Here is a 26,267-nt window from a genome sequence, read left to right as displayed (position 1 = left end):
CGGGAACCGACGGGGTCGAAGGCGTCTCTCGGCATGGCTCTCGGAGGGTACGTCACGCCTGGGGGACGCGGACCCGCTTCGCGTGCTCCAGGGCGATCGCCGCGAGCCACAGCCAGGCGAGGATCGCCGCCGCGTAGAACGCGACCCCCGTCGGGATCAGCACGGCCATGCCGGAGACGATGAGCACGGGCAGGGCCACGCCGGTCGCGATCGAGGCGGCCTGCCAGAGGCGGCTGTGCTCGCGGCCGTACGCCCGCCCGAAGACGAACGTCGCGGCGATCAGCGAGCCGAACGCCAGGTTGAAGGCCACGGCGTGCATGATCGCCGTGGTGGTCATCACCGGCTGCAGGTCCAGAGGGGTGCCCTCGGGGAATCCGAGGCCGGCGGGCGCGGGGAAGATCCCGGCCAGGACCAGGCCGGCGCCGAAGACCCCGATGAGGATGGGGCCGGCGACGGTGACCGCCCGGCCGGCCCGCGCCCCGCGCAGTCCGATCGCCAGCGCGATGACCGCGATCCCGCTGATGACGAAGGTGGCCGCCATCAGCCAGCCCCGGTCGCCGAGGCTGAGCATGCTGATCGCGTGTCTGGTCAGGTCGAAGGCCGGCCGGGAGACCGCTTCGACCGTCGCGACGGCGATGAACAGGGCGGCCGCGAACGGCCCGAAGGCGAGGGGGAGGCGGGCGCTGGTCATTGAACGGTCCCTTCGGAGCGGGGGGTGATGGCTCCATGGAACTACCGACACTTTAATTTGTCAAGGACATGATCGTTGTCTGGACAAAATCAGTGAGTCGGTGCAGACTGGCCGCCATGAGATCGGAGCACGCCCATGAGTAGGGACTTTCGGATCGAGCGGGAGAGCGAACTGCCCGCCGAGCCCGAGGACGTCTGGCAGGCGGTGACGCGCGACTCCGCCGCCTGGTCCATTCCGCTGGACCTGGCCAGGAGCACCGTCCTGGTATGGGAGCCACCCCACCGGGGCGTGCTGCGCACGGAGATCGGCGACTGGTTCAACCAGATCGCGTTCGACATCGCCCCGTCGCCGGGCGGCTCGTACCTCCGGTACGTGCACAGCGGCGTCTTCGTCGACGACTGGGAGAACGAGTACGAGGGCGCGCGCCGCCACACGGACGTGTACCTGCACACCCTCGGCCAGTACCTCAGGTACTTCCGCGGCCGGAGCTTCCGCCGGCTCGAGGCGCTCGCGCCGAAGTCGTCGATCACCCCCGACGCCCTCGGCGTCATCCGCGCCGCCTGGGGCATCGCGGAGGACACGCCCGCCGGCTCCGAGCTCACCCTGCCCGTGCCCGGCGCCCCCGCCAAGGCCGCGGTGCTCGACTTCCACGACGACGCCTTCATCGGCGTCCGCGCCGAGGACGCCCTCTACCGCGTCTTCGGCCGCAACCGCTTCGGCTCCCCGGTCGCCGTCGGCGTCTACGAGTACGGCGTCCAGGCCCGCCCCGAGCGGGACGCGGCGAACGCCTGGGCCGGTTGGCTGCGGGAGCTCTACGGGACGGCGGCCGCGCGGCCGATCCCCTGACGCGGACCCCGCCGTCGTGTTCCCCGGGCCGTCCTGGCGCACCTCACCCATGCGGGAGCGCCGGACAGGGCCCGTGACCGGCCGGGACCCGGCGCGGCCGATCGATCAAGTCGCCCGGGACGGGCGGTCAGGGGGACCGCCGTCCCGGACGATGCGAAGCAATCCTGGGCAACGGCTGCCTAGTGGGCGGCCTCGTACTTCTCCACCACCGAGGAGGCGATCCTGCCCCGCTCGCTGACGGGCAGCCCCTGGCTCCTGGCCCACTGCCGGATCTCGGCGGACTTCTCCCGGCTCAGGGCGCGGGCGGAGCCGCCGCCGGAGCCGCGCCGGCCCCGGACGGGCCGCTCGCCCTTGACCGGGCGGGCCTTGGTGATGAAGGGAGACAGCGCCTTGCGCAAGGCCTCTTCGTTCTTCTCTCCCAGATCGATCTCATAGGCCACGCCGTCGAGGCCGAACTTGACGATGTTCTCGGAGTCCATCGGGCTTCCGTCGAGGTCGTCAATGAAAATCTCACGAATCTGCTTAGCCATGGTGCAGCTCCATACTCATAGGCCTGTCTCTACTGTAGCGGTCTTCAGTAGAGGGGATGTCCTCCGCGAGTATGATGCCTGCGAAACGCGGCAGGCGAACTCGTGGCGAACGCGAACTCGTCCACCCGCGTATTGAACCACGCACGACCGGACGCGCGCACCCGCGGCAGAACCGGGCTGAAGCTTGACCGGCCGGGCGCTCTCCAGCCGCCGCTCGCCGGGCCGGCCCGTTTCCACGGCGTGGCGGGCGCACCCATCTCACCTGGTGATATCCCGGTATCGACGGCGTGCACCCGCGGAAGCCCGCAGCCGCCCAGGCGTGCCAATTACCGGCCGTAATGCGAAAAGAGCCGACCGCCGCCGGCGATGGTTTCGGGCGGTTCTCGACGCTCCCTTGGGCATAGGGCCGGGCAGCGGTTTTCGCGGAGGCGACCAGTCGGCGGTTCGGTGCGACACGGGTTGCCGCTATCGAAGTCGAATTCAGACAGTATTCCAGCACCGCGGCCGGACTTACGACGGGCCCGCTTCGGTAAGGGCGAAGGCCGCGCTCTTGCCGGCGCCGTTCCCGCGACCGCGCGCCGACCTGCCCACGGACGCCGGATGGCGGGCGCCGGGGAGGGGAACCCGGCTTTCGCGCCGAGTATCGTCCGTTCCGGACCCGCTTCATCGCATAAGGTCTCCGCGACGCCCGAAGATCCACACGATTCCGGAGGTCAGGTTGGGCCAGGAGGAGATCCGCAGGCGCAACGTGGGCACCCTGCTCCGCCACGTCCATCTGGGCGGCTCGGTCTCCCGGACGGCGCTGAGCGAGCGGATGAGCCTGAACCGCAGCACGATCATGGCGCTGATCGCCGAGCTCACCGCCGCGGGCCTGGTCCGCGAGGAGCTTCCGCCGGGGACCGGCCGGGCGGGACGGCCGTCGCTCGTGGTCCGCCCCGAGGCGAGCCGGGTGTACGTGCTGGCCTTCGACGTCGCCGTGGACCGGCTCGTCGCCGCCCGGGTCGCACTCGGCGGCGGCATCGTGGACCGCAGGGAAGCGGTCCGCCCGCGCGCCGGAGCCGACCTCGACCGCGTGGTCGAGGTGCTCGCCCGGCTCGGCCGCGGGCTGCACCGGGCGGCGCCCCGGGACTCGGTCTGCGTCGGCGTGGGCGCGTCGTACTGCGGCATGATCCGGCCCGGCGACGGGATGGTCCGGTTCGGGCCCGACATGGGCTGGGTGGACCAGGCGTTCGGCGCCGAGCTGGGCCGCCGGCTGGAGATCGGCCTGCCGGTGACGGTGGGCAACGAGGCGCACCTGGGCGCCCTCGCCGAGCAGCAGCGCGGAGCCGGCGTCGGCTTACGGAACCTGATCTACCTGCACGGCGACGTCGGGGTGGGCGGCGGCATCATCGTCGGCGGCAAGCTGCTGGACGGCGAGAGCGGCTACGGCTGCGAGCTGGGCCACATGGTGGTGAATCCGTACGACGGGCGTCCCTGCGGGTGCGGCTCGCACGGCTGCCTGGAGGCGGAGGTCGGCGAGCGGGCGCTGCTCGACGCCGCCGGCCGGCCGGCCGAGCTGTTCGGCCGCGACGCCGTGCGGGCCGTGGTGGACGACGCCGACCGCGGCGACCTCGCGGCCCAGGCGGCGCTGGAGCACGTCGGCGACTGGCTCGGCATCGGCGTCGCGAACCTGTGCAACCTCTTCAACCCCGGCATGGTGATCTTCGGCGGCACGCTGCGCGAGATGTACCCCGGCGCGGCGGCCCAGGTGCGCGCCCGCATCGCCGCCAACGTCCTGCCCGTCGCCCGGGAACGGGTGCGGCTGCGCATCTCCGCCCTCGGCGACGACGCGACCCTGGTCGGCGCGGCCGAACTGGGCTTCTCCGACCTGCTGGCCGACCCCTTGGGGGTGCTCGCCCGTACCGCGTCCTAGTGCGGCGCGATGGGGAGGTCACCCAATCCGGTGACAGTCGTTGGCGGAAGGCGTTACGTACAGGCGTACACATCGCTTGTACGCTGGTCCTCATGACGCCTGAACATGACGGCCGCCCGATGCGTGAGCGGATGCTCGCCGGTGACCTGTACATCGCCGACGACCCCGAGCTGGCCGAGCAGAGCCTGCGGGCCATGGACCTGACGGAGGCGTTCAACGCCACCCCGGCCCGTGACCCGCTGGCGCGGCGCCACCTGCTGACCGAGCTGCTCGGCGCCGTCGGCGAGGGCACCGAGATCCGGCCGCCGCTGCGGGTCGACTACGGCGGCCACATCCGCGTCGGCGCCCGGTCGTTCGCCAACTTCGGCCTCGTCGCCCTCGACTGCGCGCCGATCACCATCGGCGACGACGTGCAGATCGGCACGAACGTGCAACTGCTCACCCCGACCCACCCGGTGGACCCCGAGCTTCGCCGGGCCAAGTGGGAGGCAGCGGAACCCATCACCATCGGCGACAACGTCTGGCTCGGCAGCGGCGTGATCGTCCTGGCCGGGGTCACCATCGGGGAGAACACGGTCGTCGGCGCCGGCGCGGTGGTCACCCGCGACCTCCCGGCGAACGCGGTCGCGGTCGGAAACCCCGCCCGCGTCATCCGCACGATCGAACCGTCCACCCCGTGAACGGCACCGCGCCGGCCAGGACCGCTTCGCCATGAACGGCGCGAGGGCGGGATCGTCCGCCCTGAGGAGGGTCGTCGCGGTGGCCGGGCAGGGGCCGCCATGAGGGACGCCACCGGCGCGCCGGCGCGGTCCGCCTCCCGGCGGGCGCGCCGCCATGATCCCGGGCGGCGCGATCGGCTGATCGACGCGGCGCTCGACGTCATCGCCGAGCGCGGGTTGGCCGGGACGACCCACCGGGAGATCGCCCGCGCCGCCGACGTGCCGCTGGGCTCGACGACCTACCACTTCGCGTCCCTGGAGGAGGTGCTCGCCGAGGCGTTCACCCGGCACGCCGACGCGGTGGCCCGCGTCTTCGACGAGCGCATGGCGGCCGCCCGTGACCGGGACGCGGCGGTCGAGGCCGTCATCGCGCTGGTGTCGGACGACCTGCTCGGCTCCCGGCGCGACCTCGTCCTGACGGTGGAGCTGTACGTGGCCGCGGCGCGCCACCCGGCCCTGCGCGCCGTCACCCAGGCGTGGACGGCCCGCAGCAGGCAGGCGCTGGAACGCCACTTCGACGCCGCCACCGCCCGGGGGCTGGACGCGCTCATCGAGGGCCTCACCCTGCACAACGCGCTGGCGACCGACCCGATGACCGCCGCGCAGCTCCGCCACGCCATCCACCGGTTCCTGCGCTGAACCCGGGAACGCCGCCGGGGACGGGCGATCCCCCGATCAGAGCGGGGGCGGCAGGTCCTTGACGAAGAGGATCCCGTCGCTGTCCGTCAGGTGGGCCGGGTCCAGCGGGGCGTACCCGAACCAGGGCGACACGCGAGGGGCGGGCTTCCCGAGGGCGGCGGCCAGCCGGCGGGGATCGACGAGGCCGTGGTCGTCCGGCAGCGCGTACAGGGCCCCTTCGAGGGTGCCGGCGGGCGGGGCGTCCACCCCCTGGTGCCGGATCGTGCCGACGGCCGTGGCCACGAAGGCGTAGCCGTCGCCCAGCCGGGCGCCCGCCAGCGCGCCGGCGCTCCACCACTCCGGCCGCAGGTCGCCCATCCGCATCGAGCTCTTGCTCCGCTGCAGATGGGCGTTGTGGGCGTGGACCAGCGCCGGGCCCCGCTCGGCGACGGCGAGCAGGTTGGCGGCCATCATCGCGTCCCGCAGCGCGCACAGCCGCGTCACCCGCTCCGGCGACGGGTCGGCCATCCAGAAGTGGTAGCGCAGCAGCCCGGTGGCGGTGCGACCGTACAGGCACGCCCGGTCCCAGCTCTCCCGCGAGGACGCCGTGACGAGGTGCGGGGTCTGCGCGTCGAGCAGCGCCACCAGGTCGTCGGCGAGCAGCCGCAGCTCCCTGGCCTCCGCCGACCGCCCCGCGGACCGGGACGGGTCCATCATCGCGGCCGGCTCGGTCCAGCGGTCGTCGGGGCCGAGCAGGCGCTCGATCGTGTCCTCGGTGCAGGGGAGCAGACCGGCGTCCACGTGGGCGGCGAGGTAGCGGTGGAGCGCGAGGAGGACCCGCCGGGGGCTCGCGGCGCCGCTGATCTCCAGCGGGCCGTCGAAACCGGCGAAGCGCACCTGCTCGGACGCGGGCCTGCCGTCGTTGTACGCGCGCATCCAGCGCACGAGCTCACGGTTGGCGGCGGACGCGCCGAACCCGTGGCTGAAGCCTCGCTCCATCACCTCGTCCAGGGTGCCCGCGCCCGAGGTGACGTGGTCGTCCACGACCAGGCCCATCAGGCAGTCGCTCTCGATCGCGATCGACCGGTAGCCCTCCCGCTCGACGAGCTGCCGGAAGAGCTCGTTCCGCAGGTCCAGCAGCAGGTCCTCGCCGTGCGTGGGCTCGCCCAGCGCGAGCAGCCGCGGCCGGGCGGGCAGCAGCCGCAGGACGGCGGACGCCTCGAAGGTCTGGACGGCGTCTTCGATGCCAGCAGTCATGCCTTTGACCGTATCGTTGGACGATCTATTGACACCTGGGCCGGATAGCAGCAGGAAAGCACGGCGAAACCTTTAAACCGGCGGCCAACCTCCCGGCGCGGTGCGGCCCTCGGCCGCCGCCGAACGCCGACTGCGCGGGCCCGGTCGCCATCGGCCGGCGGTGAAAGTTGCAGCGCGGGTGAGGGCTCGCCGGACCGCGACGGCGGCGGTCACGTGGGAACTCCGGCAGGCGGGTGCGCGCCGCGGCCCCGGCTCGCTTGACCGTAGCCGGGGCCGCGCCGACACTGAGGCGCGCGGCCCTTCCGCGGTCCACCGTCCTGCCACCTGTCAGCGCAACCAGTGAGAGGCGCGCGATGAACAGAGCCAGGAGCTTCCGCCGTACCGTCACGGCGGCCGTCGTGGCGCTGCTCGCGCTCTGCCAGGCGCTCGTGGCCGCCGGTCCCGCGGCCGCCGTGACGATCGACACCAGCGCCTCCTACGTGCTGGTCAACCGGCACAGCGGCAAGGTCATGGACGTCTACGACCGCGCCACCGCCGACGGCGCGCCCGTCGTCCAGTGGGCCCGCAACGACGGCGCCTGGCAGCAGTGGCAGTTCGTGGACTCGGGCGGCGGGCACTACCGGCTGCGCTCCCGCCACAGCGGCAAGGTCCTCGACGTCCACGACCACTCGACCGCGGACGGCGCGACCATCGTCCAGTGGGGCGACCACAACGGCGCAAACCAGCAGTTCCGCGTCGTCGACGCCGGCAACGGCACGGTCCGGCTGATCAACCGCAACAGCGGCAAGGCCCTGGAGGTCTGGGAGTGGTCCACCGCCGACGGCGGGCGGCTGTCGCAGTACACCGACCTGAACGGCGCCAACCAGCAGTGGCAGCTCGTCAGGCTCGGCGGCTCGCCCGCCTATCCGAACCCCGGCCCGGTCACCGGTGACGTCGGCGTGCACGACCCCGAGGTGGCCAAGACCCCCGGCGGCGGCTACCTGCTGGCCCACACCGGCGACGGCATCCCGCTGAAGACCTCGGCCGACAGGACGGCCTGGCGCGCCGCCGGGTCGGTCTTCCCCGGGGGCGCGCCGTGGGCGCATCCGTACACGAACGGAACCGACACGCTCTGGGCGCCCGACGTCACCTATGCCGGCGGCCGCTACCACCTGTACTACTCGGCCTCCACCTTCGGCTCCAACCGCTCGGCGATCTTCCTGGCCACGAGCCCGACCGGGGCCTCGGGGTCGTGGACCCACCAGGGCCTCGTCATCGAGTCGCGGACCTCGGACGACTACAACGCGATCGACCCGAACCTCGTCGTCGACGACCAGGGCCGCTGGTGGCTGAGCTTCGGCTCGTTCTGGTCCGGCATCAAGATGGTCCGGCTCGACCCGGCGACGGGCAAACGGCTCGACTCCACCGTCCGCGCCATCGCCGGTCGCGGCGGCGGCGCCATCGAGGCGCCGACCGTGTACCGGCACGGCGGGTACTACTACCTGCTGGTCTCCTTCGACGCCTGCTGCCGGGGCGCCGCCAGCACCTACCGCGTCATGGCCGGCCGCTCCACCTCGGTCACCGGCCCGTACGTGGACCGCGACGGCGTGGCCATGACGGCCGGGGGCGGCACGCAGATCCTGGCCGGCCACGGCGACGTCCACGGCCCTGGTCACCAGGCGGTCCTCGCCGACACCGACGGCGACGTCCTCTTCTACCACTGGTACGCCGGCGACGGCTCGTCCCGGCTGGGCGTCAACCGGATCGGCTACGACGCGGCCGGCTGGCCCTACGTCCACTGAGCGGCCGGCAGGCAAAAGAAACCCGTTACCGTTGCCCCGGAGTGACCGGAGCTCGCCCGGCATATCAGCATCTCTCCTGCCTCTCCGGCGCTCTTGACAGATGCGGCCGAACGAGTGAGCCTTCGCTAAACAGAACGTGTTACTGAACGGTCGCGCCGCGCCCGGCGATCCCGGCCGTCCCCACCTCCGAGAGGAACGCGGATGACGTCGATCGATGAGTTCCGTGCCAGGGCGCGGGCCTGGCTGGAGCAGCACGCCAAACCCTTCGACGAGGCGGCCGGCTTCGACCTGGAGGGCGGCTCCGTACCGCTGGAGGAGTCGAAGCGGTTCCAGAAGGCGCTGTGGGAGGCGGGGTTCGCCGGCATCACCTGGCCGAAGGAGTACGGCGGGCAGGGCCTCGGCGCCGCGGAGCTGATCGCCTTCAACGAGGAGGCGGCCGACTTCGAGCTGCCCACCGGCCCGTTCACCATCGGCCTCGGCATGCCCGGCCCGACGATCCTCGAACTCGGCACCGAGGAGCAGAAGCGGCGCTACCTGCCCCCGCTGCTGCGCGGCGACGAGATCTGGTGCCAGCTCTTCTCCGAGCCCGGCGCCGGCTCCGACGTCGCAAGCCTGCAGACCACCGCCACGCGGACGGAGACCGGCTGGCTCATCAACGGCCAGAAGGTGTGGACCTCGGGCGCCCAGTTCAGCGACTTCGGGGCCATCATCGCCCGCACCGACCCCACGGTGGCCAAGCACCGGGGCATCACGATGTTCATCGTCGACATGCGCCACCCGGGCGTCACCGTCCGGCCCCTGGTCGTGGCCACCGGGCACGCGCCGTTCAACGAGGTGTTCTTCGACGACGTCGAGGTGCCCGAGGACGCGGTCATCGGCGAGGTCGGCGAGGGCTGGGGCGCGGCGGTGGTGATGCTCCGCAACGAGCGGGTGACCATCGGCGCGGGAGGCCGCGCCCGCTCCAACCCGCTCGGCTTCGACTCACTCGCCGAGCTGGCCCGCGGCCGCGGTCTGGACACCGACCCCGCCGTCCGCCGCCGCCTCGCGGTCCTGTACGCCCGCGAGTCCGCGCTCGGCGCGTACGGGCGGGTGCTGCACGAGGAGACCACCGCCGGCCTCCAGATCGGCGCCCGCGGCTCCGCGGCCAAGCTCGCCGGCGCGGAACTCGCCCTCTGGGCGGCCGACCTGGCCCAGGACATCATCGGAGCCGACCTCGCCCTCGGCGGCGCCGACCTGGAACGGGTCGTCACGGCGATCGTGGCCGCCCCCGGCGGAGCGGTCGCCGGCGGCACCAACGAGATCCAGCGCAACATCGTCGGCGAGCGCGTGCTCGGGCTGGCCAAGGACCCGGGCGTCGACCGGAACACCCCCTTCGACCAGCTCAAACTCTCGCGCTGATCATCTCAGGAGCTCACGTGTCACTCATCTTCACCGACGATCAGAAAAGCCTCGCCGAGACGGTCAGGCGCTTCGTCGCGCAGCGTACGCCCCTGCCGAAGGTTCGCGAGGTCGTCGGCGGCGACCTCGCCTACGACCCGGACGTCTGGTCGCGGCTGGCCGGGGACCTCGGCCTCGCCGGCCTGACCATCCCCGAGGAGTACGGCGGCGCGGGCGCCACCCAGGCCGACCTGTCGGCGGCGCTGCGCGAGCTGGGCGCGGGCCTGGTGCCCTCGCCGCTGGTGGCCTGCGTGCTGACGGCCGGCGCCCTGCTCGCCCTGGACGACGAGGAGGCCAGGCGCGACCTGCTGCCGCGCATCGCCGAGGGCGGCCTGGTCGCCGCACTGGCCGTCAGCGAGCCGGGCGACCGCCGATGGATCCCGGCGGAGCCGGTCACCACGGCCACCGGCTCCGGCGACGAGGTCACCCTGTCCGGCACGAAGGTCGCGGTGCTGAACGGCGCCGAGGCCGGCGTCCTGCTCGTGCAGGCCCGCGGCCCGCACGGCACCGGGCTCTACCTCGTACGGAACCCGGCCGACGGCCTCACCGTGAGCAGGGACCAAGGGGTGGACCCGACCCGCGGCTCGGCGACCGTGACGTTCGACGGCGCCCCGGCCCGGCCCGTCGCCGGGGACGCGGTCGCCGCCCTCGACCGCGTGGCCGACCTGGCGAACCTCGCCCTCGCCTCCGAGCAGTGCGGGGCCATGCTCGCCTGCCTCACCATGACCACCGAGTACGCCAAGGTCCGCTACGCCTTCGGCCAGCCCATCGGCGCCTACCAGGGCGTCAAGCACAGGCTGGCCGACATGTACGTCCGATGGGCGCTGTCCGACGCGGCGCTGCGGGAGGCGACGCGGGCGGCCGACGAGGAGCCGGAGAAGCTCGGCGCGGCCGCCGCCGCGGCCCGCACGCTCACCTCGCCAGGCTACCTCACCGCGGCCAAGGACACCATGCTGCTGCACGGCGGCATCGGCTTCACCTGGGAACACGACGCGCACTTCTACTACAAGAACGCGATCGCCGGGAACGTGCTCGCCGGTGACGCCGACTACCAGCAGGACCGGCTCGCCGACAAGCTCGGCGTCTGACCGGAGGCCCGGCGGCTCGCCCCCGCCGGGCACTCTGGAACGGATCCTGGAACGAAGCACCGACCGGAAGGCGCCGCCATGCCCCAGAACGCCATGCCCCAGAACGCCATGCCCCGGAACATCGACCTCACCGGCCAGACCGCCGTCGTGACCGGCTGCTCCTCCGGCCTGGGGCGGCGCTTCGCCGTCACGCTGGCCGAGCACGGGGCGAAGGTGGTGGCCGTGGCGCGGCGGGCGGAGCGGCTGGAGGAGCTCGCCGGCCAGATCGAGGCGGACGGAGGCTCCTGCCTGCCGCTCGGCGCCGACCTCACCGACGACGCCCGGCTCGAAGGGCTGCTCGACGCGGCCGAGGAGCGGTTCGGCACCGCCACGATCCTGGTCAACAACGCCGGCGTCCCGGACGCCCAGTACGCGACGAAGATGCCCATCGAGCTGGTCGACCGGGTGCTGGGGACGAACCTGCGCGCGCCCTGGCTGCTCTCCTGCGACTTCGCCCGCCGCCTGATCAAGGCCGGGACCGGCGGCCGGGTGGTGAACATCTCGTCCATGGGCGCCTTCGAGTACCGAGGCGGCGGCGCCGCGCTGTACTCGGTGACGAAGGCCGCCGTGGTCAGGATGACCGAGGTGCTCGCCGTCGAGTGGGCCAAGTTCCACATCAACGTCAACGCCATCGCGCCGGGCGCGTTCGCCTCGGAGATGATGGACGGCATGGTGCGGCGGACCGGCGACCCGACCGGCTACTTCCCGCGCGCCCGCATGGGCGACCCCCGGCAGCTCGACAGCACGCTGCTGTACCTCGTCTCGCCGCACTCCGAGTTCGTCACGGGTACGGTGATCAAGGTCGACGACGGCCAGGGCGGGCGCTGAGCGCCTACTTGCCGGCCTCCGGCTCCGGCATCAGCAGGCGCTTGGCGGCGAACCGCAGCCGCTCCTCGACGTACTCGGGCGTCATCTGGTCGTTGAGCCAGCTGATGACGCTGCTGCTCCACAGCGACTCCAGCATGTGCAGCGCGCGGTACTCGGCCGGGGTGGTGCGGTGGGACGGGCCCCAGGCGGCGAGCGCGATCAGGTCGGCGAGGGTCGTGGGCAGGGACGTCTCCACCAGCGGCGCCGCGTCGTCGGGCCGCCGGTCGAGCGGCTTGGGGATGTGGAAGGCGCTGAGCGCGGCGTGGGCCCAGCCGCGGTTGTACTGCATCGCCCGGAAGGCGCGGTGCAGCACCTCGGCGGCCCGCCCCTCGGGGGTGCGCTGCCGTGGCGGGCGTCGCAGGAGGTCCTGGCGGAGCTGGTCGAGCTGCATGATGATGGCGGCGTTGAGCAGGGCGTCCTTCGACGGGTAGTAGCGGTAGAGGGTCGACAGGGCGACGTCCGCTATGCGGGCGACCTCGCGCATCTGGACCGCTTCGTAGCCGCCTCTGGTGGCCAGGGCCATCCCGGCGTCCAGAACGCGTTCCGCCCGGAAGGCCCGGGCCTCGGGTGTCCGGCCCTTCCTGCTGACACGGCCCACGTGGGACTCCCTTCCCGGCCGGTGGCGGACGCGACCGCAACCCCGTGCGGCGGGCGGTCAACGGGGAAAGCTGGAAGCAAAGAGTACACGTCATCGAGGCCGGACCGGCTCCCGCCGGCCACCCGAGAAGCCTCGTCCAAACAACGACAACATGTTCTCCTTATCGGCAGGGTCGAGGGCGGAGCGGCGCTTGTCAAGGGGGAACTGCTCTTGTCGGAGTAGCCGTAACGTGTTCTACTTGGCGTCAGTTGGGGCCGGGGTGGATCCTTCGGTCGGCCGACCGGCGCGGTGCCGCCGCGCCCCACTCCTCCCATTCCTCCAGATCGGGAAGGGCATCCATGGGTTCTCTCGACGGCAGAGTCGCCATCATCACCGGTGCGGGGCGCGGCATCGGCGCCTCCATCAGCCGCGCGTTCGCCCAGCAGGGCGCGCGGCTCGTGCTCAACGACCTCGGCGCCGGCCCGGACGGCACCGGCGGCGACGCCGGCCCCGCCCAGGACATCGCCAGGGAGGTCAACGACCTCGGCGGCGAGGCGGTCGCCGACGGCGGCGACATCGCCGACACCGCGACCGGCCGGCGCCTCGTCGAGCTGGCCCTGGAGGCCTACGGCCGGCTCGACGTCGTCGTCAACGTCGCCGGCATCCTCCGCGACAAGATGATCTTCAATCTGCCGGAGGAGGACTGGGACGCGGTCATCCGGGTCCACCTGCGCGGCCACTTCAGCACCATCAAGCCCGCCGCCGCCCACTGGCGTGAGCAGCGCAACCCCGACGGCCACTACCGCATCATCAACTTCACCTCCGACTCCGCCCTCCAGGGCTCGCCGGGCCAGCCCAACTACGCGGCCGCGAAGATGGGCATCATCGGCCTGACCGCGTCCCTCGCCAACGGCCTGGCCCGGTACGGCGTGACGGCGAACGCGATCGCCCCCGGCGCCGCCACCCGGCTCACCGCCACCGTCCCCGACGACAAGAAGCTCGGCGCGGACCCCGGCCGGGCCGACGTCATGTCGCCCGACAACATCGCGCCGATCGTCACCTACCTCGCAGGCACCGAGTCCGGCTGGCTGTCCGGCCGCACCATCGGCGCCGCCGGTTACGAGGTCCGGCTGTGGAACTCGCCCGAGGTCATCGAGGCCATCAGCTCCGAAGGGCCGTGGGACCCGCAGGACCTCGCGGCCAAGCTGACCACGTCGTTCCGGCCCAAGGCGGACGGCCTGCACCCGTCGATCTTCATGGCACAGCTTCCCCCCACGTGAGCCGCGCCGTCACGGCAGGCCCGCCCTGCCGCACCCGGGGGCGAAACGGCTGACGGGGGCCCGACGGATCTTCCTGCTCCATCCACGCCGACAGGAGAGACACGCCATGTCCCCTGCCATGTCCCCTGCCATGTCCCCTGCCACCGACCCGACGCCCCCGGTCCCCGGCCGCACGCCCTCGGCCACCGATGCCGTCGCCGCGCAGCCGGCCTCCTTCAGGACCCCGGGACGGCTCGCGTTCCGGACCGGCTTCCCCCGCACGCGGACGGGCAGGCTCCGCCACCTCCGCGCGACGGCGCACGAAGGAGGCAGGCCGTGAGAGTCGGCGTGCACGCCGCTCCCGGCGACGTGGCCGCTTTCGCCGCGTGGGCGGAGGAGGCCGGGTTCGACGCCGTCGCCAGCGCCGAGGTCGACCACGATCCGTTCCTGCCGCTGGCGCTGGCCGCCGGGGTTACCCGCCGGGTGCGGCTGGCGACCGGCATCGCGGTGGCCTTCGCCCGCACCCCGATGACGATGGCGTACGTCGCCCACGACCTGCAGGCGCTGTCGGGCGGCAGGTTCGTCCTCGGGCTGGGCACCCAGACCAAGCCGCACATCACCCGCAGGTTCGGCATGCCGTGGGGCAGGCCGGTGGCGCGGATGCGCGAGTACATCACCGCCCTGCGCGCCATCTGGGACGACTGGAACACCGGCCGCCCGCTGCGCCACGAGGGGGAGCACTACCGGCACACGCTCATGACGGCCACCTTCCGCCCCGCGCCGCACGGCCACGGTGCTCCGCCGATCCACCTGGCCGCGGTCGGCCCGCTGATGACCCGGCTGGCCGGCGAGGTGGCGGACGGGCTCATCCCGCACGGCTTCAGCACCGAGCGCTACTTCCGCGAGGTGACCGTCCCGGCCCTGGAGGAGGGCCTGGCCCGCGCCGGCCGGGACCGCTCAGAGGTGACCGTGCACTGCCCCGGGTTCGTCCACGTCCACGGCCCCGGGGACGACGTCGAGGCGCAGCGGCGGATGCTGCGCGGCCGCGTCGCCTTCTACGGCTCCACGCCGGCCTACCGGGGCGTGCTGGCCCTGCACGGCTGGCAGGACCTGCACGAGCGGCTGCACGCCCTGTCGGTCGGGCCCGGCGAGGACCGGTGGGACCGGATGGCCGACCTCGTCGACGACGAGGTGCTCGACACGTTCTGCGTGAGCGGCTCGCTCGCGCAGGTGACGGCGGAGGTGTCCCGCCGGTTCGGCGGCCTGGCCGACCAGGTGACCCTGCAGCCGCCCGACGGCGTGCCGGTGGTGGAGCTCCGCGCCGCGCTGGCCTCACTGCGCGGCGCCGACGCCGGCCACGGCGACCGATGACAGCAGAAGAGAGGAGCGGCGTCCGTGTCCGACGACCCTGTCGTCCTGGCCGACCGTGACGGGAGCGGCATCGTCACCGTCACGCTCAACCGGCCCGAGACCAAGAACAGCGTGCCGCCCGAGGGCTGGACCGAACTCGCCGGCGTGCTCGGCGACATCGCCGGCCGCGCGGACGACCGCGTGGTGGTGCTCACCGGCGCCGGCGGCGACTTCTGCGCCGGCTCGGACCTGCGCGGCGGCGGATCACCGGCGCCGCGCCGCGCCATGCAGGTCGTCAACGCGGCGCTGTTCGCCCTGCGCGACCTGCCCCAGCCCACGATCGCCGCCGTGCGCGGGGTCGCGGTGGGCGGCGGGTTCAACCTGGCGCTCGCCTGCGACCTGGCGATCGCCGAGGAGAACGCCAGGTTCTCCCAGATCTTCTCCAGGCGCGGGCTCTCCGTCGACTTCGGCGGGACCTGGTTCCTGACGCACATGATCGGCCTGCACCGGGCCAAGGAACTCGCCTTCTTCGGCCGGGTGCTCACCGCGCCCGACGTCCACGCACTCGGACTGCTCAACAAGGTCGTGCCCGAGGGACGGGCCCTGGCGGAGGCGTACGCGTGGGCCCGCGACCTGCTGGCCCTCGCCCCCCTCGCCCTGGCCCAGACCAAGGAGATGCTCAACCTCGCCGCCGCCGGGAGCTTCCACGACAGCGTCCTGCGCGAGGCGGCCGCGCAGAACCTCAACGGGACGACCGAGGACACCCGCGAGGCGATCCAGGCCTTCCTGGAGAAACGGGAGCCCGTGTTCCGGAACCGGTAGCTACGCGAGCCCGCCGCGGAACGAGTCCCGGACGGCCACACCGGCGACGACGAGCGCGGCCAGGACGGCGAGGGCGAGCGGCGGGACCTGCGCGGGCACCAGCAGCGCGGCCAGCCCGGCCGCCGCGAGCAGGCCGATGGCGGCGAGCCTGCCCGCCGGCAGGGCGCCGAACACCACCCAGCATCAGCCCGGCCGGCGTCAGCCGCATCGCCGGATGGTCGGGGTCGCAGTAGTTGGTCGCCCAGGTGGTGGCAACACGTACACGAGGTCGAAGAAGAGCTCGATGGGGGTGACCTGGGCGGTCCGGTCACGTGGTCCGAGCATCCCTGTCATGGCCGCACTCCTTTGATCGGCCGGGGAACTTACCACGGCGGACGCCTCCTGGGGTGTTGGTTACCTCCGGACGTCGGGGGTAGGCGGGCAGGAACCGGCGTCACCTTCGGGGGAGGGTTCATGACAACGGGTGAGTTCTGGAACTACGGCTTCGGCCCCATGGACGATCTGCTCGCCAGGTTCTTCGGGTACGGCCAGCCTGCCTACTCCCGGCGGGTGGACATCGGCCGGCTGCTCAGCGAGGACGCGATCGAGCTCCTGCGCACGGCGACGGAGCAGGCGGCCGCGTGGGGCGCCGACTACGTCGACACCGAGCACCTGTTGTGGGCGGCCACCCAGGTCGGCACCGCGCGGCGGGTGCTGGAGCAGGCCGGGGCCGACCCGGACGCGCTGGCCAGGGAGGTCGAGGAGAGCGTCGAGGAGCGCGAGCCGAAACAGGGCCCGATGTCGCTCGCCCCGGCGGCCAAGCGCGCCCTGCTGGACGCCCGGCAGGTGGCGCACGCCACCGGCGCGTCCTACATCGACGCCCAGCACCTGGTGCTCGCCCTGACGGCGAACCCGCGCTCGACGGCCGGCCGGATGCTTCGGGAGGCGCACGTCACCCCGCAGTCGTTCGTACCGGAGGGAGCCGGCGAGGGGGAGACGCTGAGCGGGCCGCAGCAGCCTCCGAGCAGCACCCCGACCCTGGACCAGTACGGGCGGGACCTCACCGGCGCGGCCCGCGAGGGCGGCATCGACCCGGTGGTGGGCCGCGACGAGGAGATCCTGCGGGCGGTGGAGGTGCTGTCGCGGCGCACCAAGAACAACCCCGCGCTGATCGGCGAACCGGGCGTCGGCAAGACGGCGATCGTGGAAGGACTCGCGCAGCGCATCGTGGACGGCGAGGTGCCCGAGGCGCTCAAGCGCAAGCGCGTGATCCAGCTGGACCTGCCCGGCCTGGTCGCGGGGACCAAGTTCCGCGGCGAGTTCGAGGAACGCCTGACCAAGGTCATGGAGGAGATCCGCGCGCACAGCGAGGAGCTCATCGTCTTCATCGACGAGCTGCACACGGTCGTCGGCGCGGGCGGCGCCGAGGGCGCCATCGACGCCTCGAACATGCTCAAACCCGCCCTGGCCCGAGGCGAGCTGCACGTGATCGGCGCCACCACGCTGGACGAGTACCGCAGGCACGTCGAGAAGGACGCGGCGCTCGAACGGCGCTTCCAGCCCATCCTGGTCCCGGAGCCGAGCGTCGCGGACACCATCGAGATCCTGCGCGGCCTGCGTGACCGGTACGAGGCGCACCACCAGGTCAAGTTCTCCGACGAGGCGCTGGTCGCGGCGGCCGACCTGTCCGACCGGTACGTCTCCAGCAGGTTCCTGCCTGACAAGGCGATCGACCTGGTGGACGAGGCCGGCGCCCGGGTGGCGCTGCGGAGCGGCACCGCCCCCACCGGCACCCGCGAGCTGGAGGAGGAGCTCGACCACCGCCAGCGGGAGAAGGAGCAGGCGGTGACGCGCGAGGACTACGAACGCGCCCGCGAGCTCCGCGACGAGATCGCCGAGCTGCAGTCCCGGATCGAGCAGGCCCGCGGCGGCCCCACGGGGGTCGCCGAGGTGACCGTGGACGACATCGCCGAGGTCGTCTCCCGCGCCACCGGCATCCCGGTCGCCCAGCTCACCCAGGAGGAGCGGGACCGGCTGCTGGGCCTGGAGGAACACCTGCACCAGCGCGTCATCGGCCAGGATGAGGCGGTGGGGGCCGTGGCCGAGGCCGTGCGCCGCTCCCGGGCCGGCCTGAGCGACCCGAACCGGCCGATCGGCTCCTTCCTGTTCCTCGGCCCCACCGGCGTGGGCAAGACCGAGCTGGCCAGGGCCCTGGCCGAGGCGCTCTTCGGCGAGCAGGAGCGGATGATCCGGCTGGACATGAGCGAGTTCCAGGAGCGGCACACCGTCTCGCGGCTCGTCGGCGCGCCGCCCGGTTACGTGGGCTACGAGGAGGCCGGCCAGCTCACCGAGCAGGTGCGGCGCAAGCCGTACGCGGTGATCCTGCTCGACGAGATCGAGAAGGGCCACCAGGACGTGTTCAACCTGCTGCTGCAGGTGCTGGAGGACGGCCGGCTGACCGACGGCCAGGGCCGGACCGTGGACTTCAGGAACACCGTACTGATCATGACGTCGAACCTCGGCGCCGACGTGATCATGGCGCACTCCGGTGAGGATCCGCAGGCGCTGCGCGGCCGGCTTTCGCGGCTGTTGCAGATGCGCTTCCGTCCGGAGTTCCTCAACCGGGTCGACGAGATCATCGTCTTCCGCGGCCTCGACACCGAGCAGCTGCGCCAGATCACCGGCCTGCTGCTGGAGGACACCCGGCGGCGGCTGCACGCCCAGGGGGTGACCCTGGAGATCGACGAGGCGGCCGTCGACTGGCTCGCCAAGGAGGGCTACCAGCCGCACTTCGGCGCCCGGCCGCTGCGCCGCACCATCCAGCGCAAGCTCGACAACACCCTGTCGCGCCTGCTGCTGGACGGGACGCTCAAGCAGGGCCAGCGCGCGCACATCGGCGTCAGGGACGGCGACCTGGCCATCACGGTGCTCGACCCGGGCGCCGAGCCGGGCCCCGACACCGAACCACAGGTCCTGACCAGCCCCGAGCCCCGCCGGCCGGACCAGAAACGCGAGGACGACACCGGCCTCTACCTCTGACAGGCGGTGGATCCCGGTGATCAGAAGCCGGACACGCGCGGGCTCCGGCTGTGGCCTCCGGGGTTCAGCCGATGCGCCAGGTGTCGCCGCCTGTCAGCAGCCCGGCCAGATCGCCCGGCCCCTTCTGCGCCACGGCCTCTTCCAGCTGGGCGGCCATCAGCGTGTCGTAGGACGGCCGGTCGACCTGACGGAAGATCCCGATCGGGACGTGCTCGAACGCCGGCTCGTCCAGCCGTGACAGCGCGAACGCCACCGACGGGTCCGGGCGGTGCGCGTCGTGCACCAGGATCCGGTCCTCCGCCACGCCGTCGCGGGCCACGACGTCCAGGCCGCCGTCGGCGGCCCGGACGACGGCCTTGGACGCCGAGACGATCGGCCGGCCGTGTTCCAGCCGCAGCGTGATGTCGTCGCGGACCTCGGGGTCCTTGAGCGGCTCGAAGGCGTTGTCGTTGAAGATGTTGCAGTTCTGGTAGATCTCCACCAGCGACGCGCCGCGGTGCGCGGTCGCCTCCCGCAACACCGACTGCAGGTGCTTGCGGTCGCTGTCCAGGGTGCGGGCCACGAACGACGCCTCCGCCCCCAGTGCCAGGGAGATCGGGTTGAACGGCTTGTCCAGCGACCCCATCGGCGTCGACTTGGTGATCTTCCCGACCTCGCTGGTGGGCGAGTACTGGCCCTTGGTCAGCCCGTAGATCCGGTTGTTGAACAGCAGGATGTTGAGGTTGACGTTACGGCGCAGCGCGTGGATCAGATGGTTGCCGCCGATCGACAACGCGTCACCGTCACCGGTGATCACCCACACGCTCAGATCCGGCCGGGAGGCGGCCAGCCCGGTCGCGATCGCCGGAGCCCGGCCGTGGATGGAGTGCACCCCGTAGGTGTTGAGGTAGTACGGGAACCGGGAGGAGCAGCCGATCCCGGAGACGAACACGATGTTCTCGCGCTTGAGCCCGAGTTCGGGCAGGAAGCTCTGCACGGCGGCCAGGATGGCGTAGTCGCCGCAGCCGGGGCACCAGCGCACCTCCTGGTCGGACTTGAAGTCCTTCAGGCTCTGCCTGGCCTCGGCCCTGGGCACCAGCGACAGTCCCTGACCCTTGCCAGAGCCGGTGCTGGTGCCGTTGATGAGTTCAGTCACTGTCGATCACCACTGTCGTCACTGTCGCTGCTGTCGCCACTGTCGATCACGTCCTGGATCACTCCGGCCAGTTCCTCGGCCTTGAACGGGAGCCCGCGCACCCGGTTGTAGCTGATCACGTCGACCAGGAACCGGGCCCGCAGCAGCAACGCCAGCTGACCCAGGTTGATCTCCGGCAGCAGCACCTTGTCGTAGCGCCTGAGCACCTCACCGGTGTTGGCCGGCAACGGGTTCAGATGCCGCAGATGCGCCTGGGCGACCTTGCCGCCCGCCGCGCGCACCCGCCGCACCCCGGCCGCGATCGCGCCGTAGGTCGACCCCCACCCCAGCACCAGCACCCGGGCGTCCCCGCCGGGATCGTCCACGGCCAGATCGGGCACATCCACACCGTCGATCTTGGCCTGCCGCAGCCGCACCATCCGGTCGTGGTTGTCCGGGTCGTAGGAGATGTTGCCGCTGCCCTCGGCCTTCTCGATGCCGCCGATCCGGTGCTCCAGCCCCGGCGTGCCCGGCACCGCCCACGGCCGCGCCAGCGTGTCCGGATCGCGCAGGAACGGCAGGAAGGAGCCGTCCGGGCCGTTGGGGGTGGTGGTGAACGGCGCGGAGATGTCGGGCAGGGCGTCGATGCCGGGCAGCCGCCACGGCTCGGAGCCGTTGGCCAGATACCCGTCCGACAGCAGCATCACCGGCGTGCGGTAGGCCACCGCGATCCGGGCCGCCTCCAGAGCCGCGTCGAAACAATCGCTGGGTGACATGGGGGCGATGACCGGCAGCGGGGATTCGCCGTTACGGCCGAACAAGGCCATCAGCAGGTCGGTCTGCTCGGTCTTGGTCGGCATCCCGGTCGAGGGGCCGGCCCGCTGCACGTCGACCACGATCAGCGGCAGTTCGGTGGTGACGGCCAGGCCGACGGTCTCGGCCTTCAACGCCACGCCGGGCCCGGAGGTGGTGGTCACCCCGAGCGCGCCGCCGAACGCCGCGCCCAGGGCGGCGCCGACTCCGGCGATCTCGTCCTCGGCCTGGAAGGTGCGGATGCCGAACTGCTTGTGCTTGGACAGCTCGTGCAGGATGTCGGAGGCCGGGGTGATCGGATACGAGCCCAGGAACAGCGGCAGCCGGGCCTGGACGGCGGCGGCGATCAGGCCGTAGGCCAGCGCCTGGTTGCCGGAGATGTTGCGGTAGAGGCCCGGCGCCAGCCGGGCCGGTTTCACCTCATAAGACACCGAGAACGACTCGGTGGTCTCGCCGTAGTTCCAGCCGGCCTGGAAGGCGGCGATGTTGGCCTTGGCGATCTCCGGCTTACGCGCGAACTTGGTCTGCAGGAAGCTGACGGTGTGCTCGGTGGGCCGGTGGTAGAGCCATGACAGCAGCCCGAGCGCGAACATGTTCTTGGCGCGTTCGGCGTCTTTCTTGGAGATGTCGAAGTTCTCCAGGGCTTTGACGGTCAGGGAGGTGAGGGGGACGGCGTGCAGCCGCCATTCGGCCAGCGACCCGTCCTCCAGGGGGTTGGCGGGGTAGCCGACCTTGGCCAGGTTGCGTTTGGTGAACTCGTCGGTGTTGGCGATGATGTCGGCGCCGCGGGGCAGGTCGGCCAGGTTGGCCTTGAGCGCGGCGGGGTTCATCGCGACGAGCACGTTGGGGGCGTCGCCGGGGGTGAGGATGTCGTGGTCGGCGAAGTGCAGCTGGAAGCTGGACACGCCGGGCAGGGTGCCGGCGGGGGCGCGGATCTCGGCGGGGAAGTTGGGCAGCGTGGACAGGTCGTTGCCGAACTCGGCGGTGCCGGCGGTGAACCGGTCGCCGGTGAGTTGCATGCCGTCGCCGGAGTCTCCGGCGAACCGGATGATCACCCGGTCGAGTTGCTGAACCTGCTTGGTCACAGCTCTTGAGCTCCATTCACTGGGCGTCGAAGCGGGCGCGCAGCGCCGACAGCTCCGCGTGGTATTTCTCGATGGTGCGCAGCTTCACGTCCTCGTACCCGCGCACCAGGTCCGGCAGGTCCGCCAGCTGGACGGCGAGGTCGACGTTGGCCGCGGTGAGGCGGCCGGCGAGGTGCTCCACCAGGTCGGTGTACTCCCGCACCAGCGCGCGCTCGACCCGGCGCACCTTCATATGGCCGAACGGGTCGAACGCGGTCCCGCGCAGCCGGCGCGACGCGCGCAGGGCCACCAGCGCCGGCCGGAACCACGGGCCGAGCGTGAGCTTCCTCCGCAGGCCCACCGCCCGCAGCAGCGGGGGATGGAGCTTCCACGACGCCCTGGCGCCGGGCCCGAACTGTTCCGTCAGAGCCGAGCGGACGTCGTCGCCGAGGCTGAGGCGGGCGACCTCGTACTCGTCCTTGTAGGCCATCAGCTTGAACAGGTGGCGGGCCACGGACTCCGCGAAGGCGGTCGAGCCGGGTACCCGCGACTCCTCCAGGGCGCGCACCCGCTCCACGACGCCGGTGTAGCGGCGGGCGTAGCCGAGGTCCTGGTAGGCCACCAGCTCGTGGGAGCGCAGCGCCACCAGCCGCGCCAGCTCCGATCCCGGGGCGGCCCGCACGGTCCCGGTCACGTCCTCCCGAGGAGGCGGCGCGGCCTGCGCTCGCGGGGCGGCGGGGTCGCGGGCGAACCGGCGGCCGTGCCGGAACGCCTGCAGGTTGACCTCGACGGCGACGCCGTTGAGCCGGATCGCCTCCTCGATCGCCTCGGCGGGCAGCGGGATCGCCCCCAGCTGGAAGGCGACGCCGACCAGCAGCATGTTGGCCGTCTGGTCGTCGCCGAACAGCTCGGAGGCCAGCGCGCGGGCGTCGAGCAGGCGAACGGGGCCTGGGCGGACCCGGTCGAGTATCGGCGCGGTGACCTCGTCCAGGGCGGGGAAGGCGACGGCCGGGTCGGCGACCATCCGGCCGGTGGGCACCTCGGAGGTGGACAGCACCGCGACGGTCCGCTCGGGGGAGGCCACCGTCAGGTTCCCCGCGTCGGCGGCGACCAGGATGTCGCAGCCGAGATACAGGTCGCATTCGCCTTCGGCGAGCCGGTTGGACGTCAGCCGGCGGTCGCGGGAGAACTTCACGTCCGACACCACCGCCCCGCCCTTCTGCGCCAGGCCCGTCTGGTCGAGCGACCGGGCGTTCCAGCCGGCGACGAGCCCGGCGGTGGCGAGCACCTGGGAGACCGTGACGACGCCGGTCCCGCCGATGCCGAGCACCCGGACGCCGAAGGCGTCGGCGCCGGTCACGGCCTCCGGCTCCGGCAGGTCCGCCGCGTCGACCGGGTCCGTCCTGCGGGTGACGGGGGCGGCGGAGACCGTCATGAAGGCGGGGCAGTCGCCGTCCAGGCAGCTGGTGTCGAGGTTGCACGACGCCTGGTGGATGCGGGTCTTGCGGCCGTACCCGGTGGCCACCGGCTGCACCGACAGGCAGTTGGACTTGCGGCCGCAGTCGCCGCAGCCCTCGCAGACGCGCTCGTTGATGAAGACCCGCGTGGCGGGCCGGGGGGCCAGCCCTCGCTTGCGTTTACGCCGGGTCTCGGTCGCGCACTCCTGGTCGTGCAGGAGCACGGTGACGCCGGGGGTGCCGGCGAGGATCCGCTGCGCCTCCTCGATCCGGGACCGGCCCCAGACCTTGACGCCGCGCGGCAGCCGGGTCCGGCGGTACCTGCGCAGGTCCTCCGTAGTGATGATGATCTTCGAGACGCCCTCGGCCAGCAGCACGTCCACAATTCGCGTGACGCCCATCCCGCCGACCGTGGCCTGCCCGCCGGTCATGGCCACGGCGGAGTTGTAGAGCAGCTTGTACGTGATGTCGACACCCGCCGCGACCGCCGCCCGGATCGCCAGGGAGCCGGAGTGGTCGAAGGTGCCGTCGCCGAGGTTCTGCACGTAGTGCTCACGCTCGACGAAAGGCGCCATGCCCACCCACTGCAGGCCCTCCCCTCCCATCTGGGACAGCCCGGTGACGGAGCCGACCTGGGCCTCGTCCATGAGCACCACCATCGCGTGGCAGCCGATGCCGCCGCCGACCAGGCTGCCGTCCAGCGTCTTGGTGGAGGTGTTGTGCGGGCAGCCCGAGCAGAAGTACGGCGCGCGCCGCAGGAGCGGCAGCCGGCGGCCCGCCTCCGGGCCGGCCTGGCGCGGCTCTGGCGTCACCGGGATGCCGTTGGTGAGCAGCCTGCGGCGCAGCCGGGGGACGATCGCGTCCACGTCCAGCTCCCCGTAGGCCGGGAACAGCTCGTCGCCGCGCGCGTCGCGCTTGCCCGTGACCAGCGGGGTGGCGGGGCCGCCGTAGAGGATGTCGCGGACGGCCGTCTCCAGGAAGGAGCGCTTCTCCTCGACGACGACGATCTCGGTCAGCCCGTCGGCGAACTCCCGGACGGTCTCGGCCTCCAGTGGGAACGGCATGGCGACCCGGAGCAGCCGGAGCCCGCTCGCCTCCAGGTCCGGCTCGTCGACGCCCAGCCGCCGCAGCGACTCGACCACGTCCAGGTAGGTGCGGCCGGCCGCGATCACGCCGAGCCGGTCGCCGGGGGCGGCTCCCACGACGCGGTTCAGGCGGTTGAGCCGGGCGTAGTCGACGGCCAGCCGCAGCCGGTTGGTCACCAGGTCGCGTTCGAGCGGCCCCAGCGTGGGCTGCAGCAGCCGTGCGGTGGGCCGGTGCCGTCCGGCGCCCGGCGGGAGCAGCGGCTCGGGCCGCTCGTCGTCGAGGAACACCGTCGAGGAGCCGTCGGCCACCGCTGTGACGATCTTCAGGCCTGCCCACAGCCCGGTCGCCCGGGACAGTTCGACGGCGTGCAGCCCCAGCTCCAGCACGTCCTGGGAGTCGGCCGGATACAGGAAGGGCATCGCCAGGTCGGCCAGCGCCGACTCCGACGCGCAGGGCACGCTGGAGGACTTGGCCGCCGGGTCGTCGCCCACCAGCACGATCGCGCCGCCGCCGGGGTGCGCGCCCATCAGGTTGCCGTGCCGCAGCGCGTCCGTGGCCCGGTCCAGCCCGGGAGCCTTGCCGTACCAGATGCCGAGCACACCGTCGTACCGGGCGCCGTCGAGCGTGTTGGCCAGTTGGCTGCCCTGCACGGCGGTGGCAGCGCTCTCCTCGTTCAGCCCCGGCCGGAAGACGACGTCGTTGGCTTCCAGGAGTCGGCGCTGCCGGTGCAGCTCCAGGTCGTACCCGCCGAGCGGCGAGCCCTCGTAGCCGGAGACGAAGGTCGCGACCCGCCGGCCGCGCGCGAGGTCGCGGCGGTGCTGGTCGATCGGCAGCCGGGCCAGGGCCTGCACGCCGGTCAGCTGGACCCGCCCGGCGGTCGCCTCGTAGCGGTCCTCCAGTCTCACCCGCTCCGTCATGATGCCGTCCCTTCCGTGGCTCTGGGCGAGATTCAGCCAGGCGGAGGGTCCGGGGCTCAAGGGGGTCTGGGCCAGTGGCACAGAAAGGCGCGGGCGGCCGGCTGGTTCACTGGACCACCGGCTAGTCGCTAGGCTTATAACGTCTAGAAGGAGGCGGCGACGGCTTCCTGTGACGCTCTAGTCGTCGTTAGCATCCCGTCTAAAGGAATCAGGTCAGGAGGCTTCCGTGGGGCGTTCGCTCGAAGGGATGCCGGTGCTCGTCACCGGGGGCGGTTCCGGCATCGGCGAGGCGGTGGTGCACCGGCTGGTCAAGGCCGGCGCGAAGGTGACCCTCGCCGGCCGGCGAGCGGAGAAGGTCGAGGCGGTCGCCCGGCGGGCGGGCTCCGGCGCGTGCGGCGTCGTCGCCGACGTGACCGTCGCCGCGGACCGCGAGCGGATGGTCGCCCGGGCGGTGGAGCACGGCGGCGGGCTGGAGGCCGTGGTGCACGCCGCGGGCAACATGTACCGCGGCCCGCTGGAGGAGCTGGAGGAGCGGGCGCTGCACGACGTGTTCGCCTCCAACACGATCGGCCCGATGATGCTGACCGCGCTCGCCCTGCCGCACCTGAGGGAGCGCTCGGGCGCGGTGGTCTTCTTCGGTTCCGTGCACACCCAGCGCGCCTTCCCCGGCGTGTCGCCGTACGCCGCCACCAAGGGCGCGCTGGAGACCCTCACCGGGGTCCTGGCCGCGGAGCTCGGGCCGCAGGGCGTGCGGGTCGGCTGTGTGCGGCCGGGCGGCGTGCTCACCGAGATCAACCAGCGGGCCGGGCTCATGGACGACGCCACCGCCGCCGAGCGGATGCGCTCGCTCGGCCCGGCCCACGCGCTGGGCCGCGCCGGCACTCCTGACGAGGTCGCCGAGGCGGTCGAGTACCTGATCACCGCCGAGTGGGCGACCGGAGCCGTGCTCACCATCGACGGCGGGCTCGGCCTCGGCGTCACCCACGCCTGACGGGTCCGCCGGCT

Annotated in this window: 21 protein-coding genes; 13 read left to right on the top strand and 8 right to left on the bottom strand. The window is 72.6% G+C overall.

The features are described from left to right. Positions 1-52 precede the first annotated feature (52 nt). A complete protein-coding gene (locus tag ACQEUU_RS24670) occupies positions 53-691 on the bottom strand; it encodes a DUF998 domain-containing protein (protein ID WP_433069904.1) in 639 nt (212 codons plus the stop codon). 135 nt (positions 692-826) lie between these two features. Here ACQEUU_RS24670 and ACQEUU_RS24665 point away from each other — a divergent pair, with 135 nt between their 5' ends. Next, positions 827-1,537, top strand: a complete 711-nt coding sequence (locus tag ACQEUU_RS24665; RefSeq protein WP_433069902.1) for a hypothetical protein — start codon at positions 827-829, stop codon at positions 1,535-1,537. A gap of 179 nt (positions 1,538-1,716) precedes the next feature. Here ACQEUU_RS24665 and ACQEUU_RS24660 read toward each other — a convergent pair whose 3' ends face one another. Further along, complete coding sequence (locus ACQEUU_RS24660; RefSeq protein ID WP_433069899.1) at positions 1,717-2,067, bottom strand: histone-like nucleoid-structuring protein Lsr2; 351 nt, start codon at positions 2,065-2,067, stop codon at positions 1,717-1,719. Positions 2,068-2,785: 718 nt separating this feature from the next. On the opposite strand from ACQEUU_RS24660, the gene ACQEUU_RS24655 reads away from it, so the two are divergent. From ACQEUU_RS24655 to ACQEUU_RS24645, 3 genes are all read left to right on the top strand, one after another. Then, positions 2,786-3,979 (top strand): ROK family transcriptional regulator, encoded by a 1,194-nt coding sequence (locus ACQEUU_RS24655; RefSeq protein ID WP_433069896.1) that lies wholly within the window; start codon positions 2,786-2,788, stop codon positions 3,977-3,979. A gap of 92 nt (positions 3,980-4,071) precedes the next feature. Next, positions 4,072-4,659, top strand: coding sequence for a sugar O-acetyltransferase (locus ACQEUU_RS24650; protein ID WP_433069893.1), 588 nt, complete (start codon positions 4,072-4,074; stop codon positions 4,657-4,659). A gap of 99 nt (positions 4,660-4,758) precedes the next feature. Beyond that, on the top strand, positions 4,759-5,337 hold the full coding sequence (locus ACQEUU_RS24645; protein ID WP_433069891.1) for a TetR/AcrR family transcriptional regulator: 579 nt from the start codon (positions 4,759-4,761) through the stop codon (positions 5,335-5,337). A 36-nt stretch (positions 5,338-5,373) separates the two neighbouring features. Here ACQEUU_RS24645 and ACQEUU_RS24640 read toward each other — a convergent pair whose 3' ends face one another. Further along, a complete protein-coding gene (locus ACQEUU_RS24640) occupies positions 5,374-6,573 on the bottom strand; it encodes an erythromycin esterase family protein (RefSeq protein ID WP_433069888.1) in 1,200 nt (399 codons plus the stop codon). 353 nt (positions 6,574-6,926) lie between these two features. On the opposite strand from ACQEUU_RS24640, the gene ACQEUU_RS24635 reads away from it, so the two are divergent. From ACQEUU_RS24635 to ACQEUU_RS24620, 4 genes are all read left to right on the top strand, one after another. Then, positions 6,927-8,354, top strand: a complete 1,428-nt coding sequence (locus ACQEUU_RS24635; protein WP_433069885.1) for an RICIN domain-containing protein — start codon at positions 6,927-6,929, stop codon at positions 8,352-8,354. A gap of 201 nt (positions 8,355-8,555) precedes the next feature. Next, on the top strand, positions 8,556-9,752 hold the full coding sequence (locus ACQEUU_RS24630; RefSeq protein WP_433069882.1) for an acyl-CoA dehydrogenase family protein: 1,197 nt from the start codon (positions 8,556-8,558) through the stop codon (positions 9,750-9,752). Between the two features lie 17 nt (positions 9,753-9,769). Continuing rightward, positions 9,770-10,879: an acyl-CoA dehydrogenase family protein gene (locus ACQEUU_RS24625; protein ID WP_433069879.1), complete on the top strand. Its 1,110-nt coding sequence runs from the start codon at positions 9,770-9,772 to the stop codon at positions 10,877-10,879. A 78-nt stretch (positions 10,880-10,957) separates the two neighbouring features. Continuing rightward, on the top strand, positions 10,958-11,746 hold the full coding sequence (locus tag ACQEUU_RS24620; RefSeq protein WP_433069876.1) for an SDR family NAD(P)-dependent oxidoreductase: 789 nt from the start codon (positions 10,958-10,960) through the stop codon (positions 11,744-11,746). A gap of 4 nt (positions 11,747-11,750) precedes the next feature. Here ACQEUU_RS24620 and ACQEUU_RS24615 read toward each other — a convergent pair whose 3' ends face one another. After that, positions 11,751-12,383, bottom strand: coding sequence for a TetR family transcriptional regulator (locus ACQEUU_RS24615; RefSeq protein WP_433069873.1), 633 nt, complete (start codon positions 12,381-12,383; stop codon positions 11,751-11,753). Between the two features lie 338 nt (positions 12,384-12,721). Between ACQEUU_RS24615 and ACQEUU_RS24610 the strand changes: the two genes are divergently transcribed. The 3 genes from ACQEUU_RS24610 to ACQEUU_RS24600 all read left to right on the top strand — a co-directional run bounded on the left by ACQEUU_RS24610 (position 12,722) and on the right by ACQEUU_RS24600 (position 15,793). Beyond that, on the top strand, positions 12,722-13,642 hold the full coding sequence (locus tag ACQEUU_RS24610) for an SDR family NAD(P)-dependent oxidoreductase (RefSeq protein ID WP_433069870.1): 921 nt from the start codon (positions 12,722-12,724) through the stop codon (positions 13,640-13,642). 315 nt (positions 13,643-13,957) lie between these two features. Further along, positions 13,958-14,992 carry a TIGR03617 family F420-dependent LLM class oxidoreductase gene (locus ACQEUU_RS24605; RefSeq protein WP_433069867.1) on the top strand — a complete coding sequence of 345 codons (1,035 nt, stop codon included), beginning with the start codon at positions 13,958-13,960 and terminating at the stop codon, positions 14,990-14,992. 24 nt (positions 14,993-15,016) lie between these two features. Beyond that, positions 15,017-15,793: an enoyl-CoA hydratase/isomerase family protein gene (locus ACQEUU_RS24600; RefSeq protein WP_433069864.1), complete on the top strand. Its 777-nt coding sequence runs from the start codon at positions 15,017-15,019 to the stop codon at positions 15,791-15,793. On the opposite strand, the gene ACQEUU_RS24595 is transcribed toward ACQEUU_RS24600, so the two are convergent. Further along, entirely contained in the window at positions 15,794-15,970 is a 177-nt protein-coding gene (locus ACQEUU_RS24595; RefSeq protein WP_433069861.1) for a hypothetical protein, read from the bottom strand. It abuts the gene before it with no gap. 276 nt (positions 15,971-16,246) lie between these two features. Between ACQEUU_RS24595 and ACQEUU_RS24590 the strand changes: the two genes are divergently transcribed. Further along, positions 16,247-18,811 (top strand): ATP-dependent Clp protease ATP-binding subunit, encoded by a 2,565-nt coding sequence (locus ACQEUU_RS24590; protein ID WP_433069859.1) that lies wholly within the window; start codon positions 16,247-16,249, stop codon positions 18,809-18,811. Positions 18,812-18,875: 64 nt separating this feature from the next. Here ACQEUU_RS24590 and ACQEUU_RS24585 read toward each other — a convergent pair whose 3' ends face one another. From ACQEUU_RS24585 to ACQEUU_RS24575, 3 genes are read right to left on the bottom strand one after another with little or no spacing between them, the layout of a single operon-like run. Continuing rightward, positions 18,876-19,946 (bottom strand): 2-oxoacid:ferredoxin oxidoreductase subunit beta, encoded by a 1,071-nt coding sequence (locus ACQEUU_RS24585; RefSeq protein ID WP_433061217.1) that lies wholly within the window; start codon positions 19,944-19,946, stop codon positions 18,876-18,878. Then, positions 19,943-21,823, bottom strand: coding sequence for a 2-oxoacid:acceptor oxidoreductase subunit alpha (locus tag ACQEUU_RS24580; protein ID WP_433061220.1), 1,881 nt, complete (start codon positions 21,821-21,823; stop codon positions 19,943-19,945). Before ACQEUU_RS24580 ends, ACQEUU_RS24585 begins: the two co-directional genes overlap by 4 nt. Positions 21,824-21,839: 16 nt before the next feature. Continuing rightward, a complete protein-coding gene (locus tag ACQEUU_RS24575; RefSeq protein WP_433069857.1) occupies positions 21,840-25,262 on the bottom strand; it encodes an indolepyruvate ferredoxin oxidoreductase family protein in 3,423 nt (1,140 codons plus the stop codon). Between the two features lie 226 nt (positions 25,263-25,488). Here ACQEUU_RS24575 and ACQEUU_RS24570 point away from each other — a divergent pair, with 226 nt between their 5' ends. Continuing rightward, positions 25,489-26,253: an SDR family NAD(P)-dependent oxidoreductase gene (locus ACQEUU_RS24570; RefSeq protein ID WP_433069854.1), complete on the top strand. Its 765-nt coding sequence runs from the start codon at positions 25,489-25,491 to the stop codon at positions 26,251-26,253. Positions 26,254-26,267 lie beyond the last annotated feature (14 nt).

This window comes from Nonomuraea sp. CA-218870 (assembly GCF_050936535.1).
Classification (GTDB): Bacteria; Actinomycetota; Actinomycetes; order Streptosporangiales; family Streptosporangiaceae; genus Nonomuraea; species Nonomuraea corallina.
Note: the sequence above shows the minus strand (reverse complement) of the source record. Positions and strands in the feature narration are given on the sequence as shown.

Bases quoted from the DNA above. Each gene is read 5' to 3' on its own strand.
- ACQEUU_RS24640 (WP_433069888.1), bottom strand. From the start codon at position 6,573: ATGACTGCTGGCATCGAAGACGCCGTCCAGACCTTCGAGGCGTCCGCC.
- ACQEUU_RS24670 (WP_433069904.1), bottom strand. From the start codon at position 691: ATGACCAGCGCCCGCCTCCCCCTCGCCTTCGGGCCGTTCGCGGCCGCC.
- ACQEUU_RS24645 (WP_433069891.1), top strand. From the start codon at position 4,759: ATGAGGGACGCCACCGGCGCGCCGGCGCGGTCCGCCTCCCGGCGGGCG.
- ACQEUU_RS24660 (WP_433069899.1), bottom strand. From the start codon at position 2,067: ATGGCTAAGCAGATTCGTGAGATTTTCATTGACGACCTCGACGGAAGC.
- ACQEUU_RS24610 (WP_433069870.1), top strand. From the start codon at position 12,722: ATGGGTTCTCTCGACGGCAGAGTCGCCATCATCACCGGTGCGGGGCGC.
- ACQEUU_RS24630 (WP_433069882.1), top strand. From the start codon at position 8,556: ATGACGTCGATCGATGAGTTCCGTGCCAGGGCGCGGGCCTGGCTGGAG.
- ACQEUU_RS24620 (WP_433069876.1), top strand. From the start codon at position 10,958: ATGCCCCAGAACGCCATGCCCCAGAACGCCATGCCCCGGAACATCGAC.
- ACQEUU_RS24575 (WP_433069857.1), bottom strand. From the start codon at position 25,262: ATGACGGAGCGGGTGAGACTGGAGGACCGCTACGAGGCGACCGCCGGG.
- ACQEUU_RS24635 (WP_433069885.1), top strand. From the start codon at position 6,927: ATGAACAGAGCCAGGAGCTTCCGCCGTACCGTCACGGCGGCCGTCGTG.
- ACQEUU_RS24665 (WP_433069902.1), top strand. From the start codon at position 827: ATGAGTAGGGACTTTCGGATCGAGCGGGAGAGCGAACTGCCCGCCGAG.
- ACQEUU_RS24650 (WP_433069893.1), top strand. From the start codon at position 4,072: ATGACGCCTGAACATGACGGCCGCCCGATGCGTGAGCGGATGCTCGCC.
- ACQEUU_RS24590 (WP_433069859.1), top strand. From the start codon at position 16,247: ATGACAACGGGTGAGTTCTGGAACTACGGCTTCGGCCCCATGGACGAT.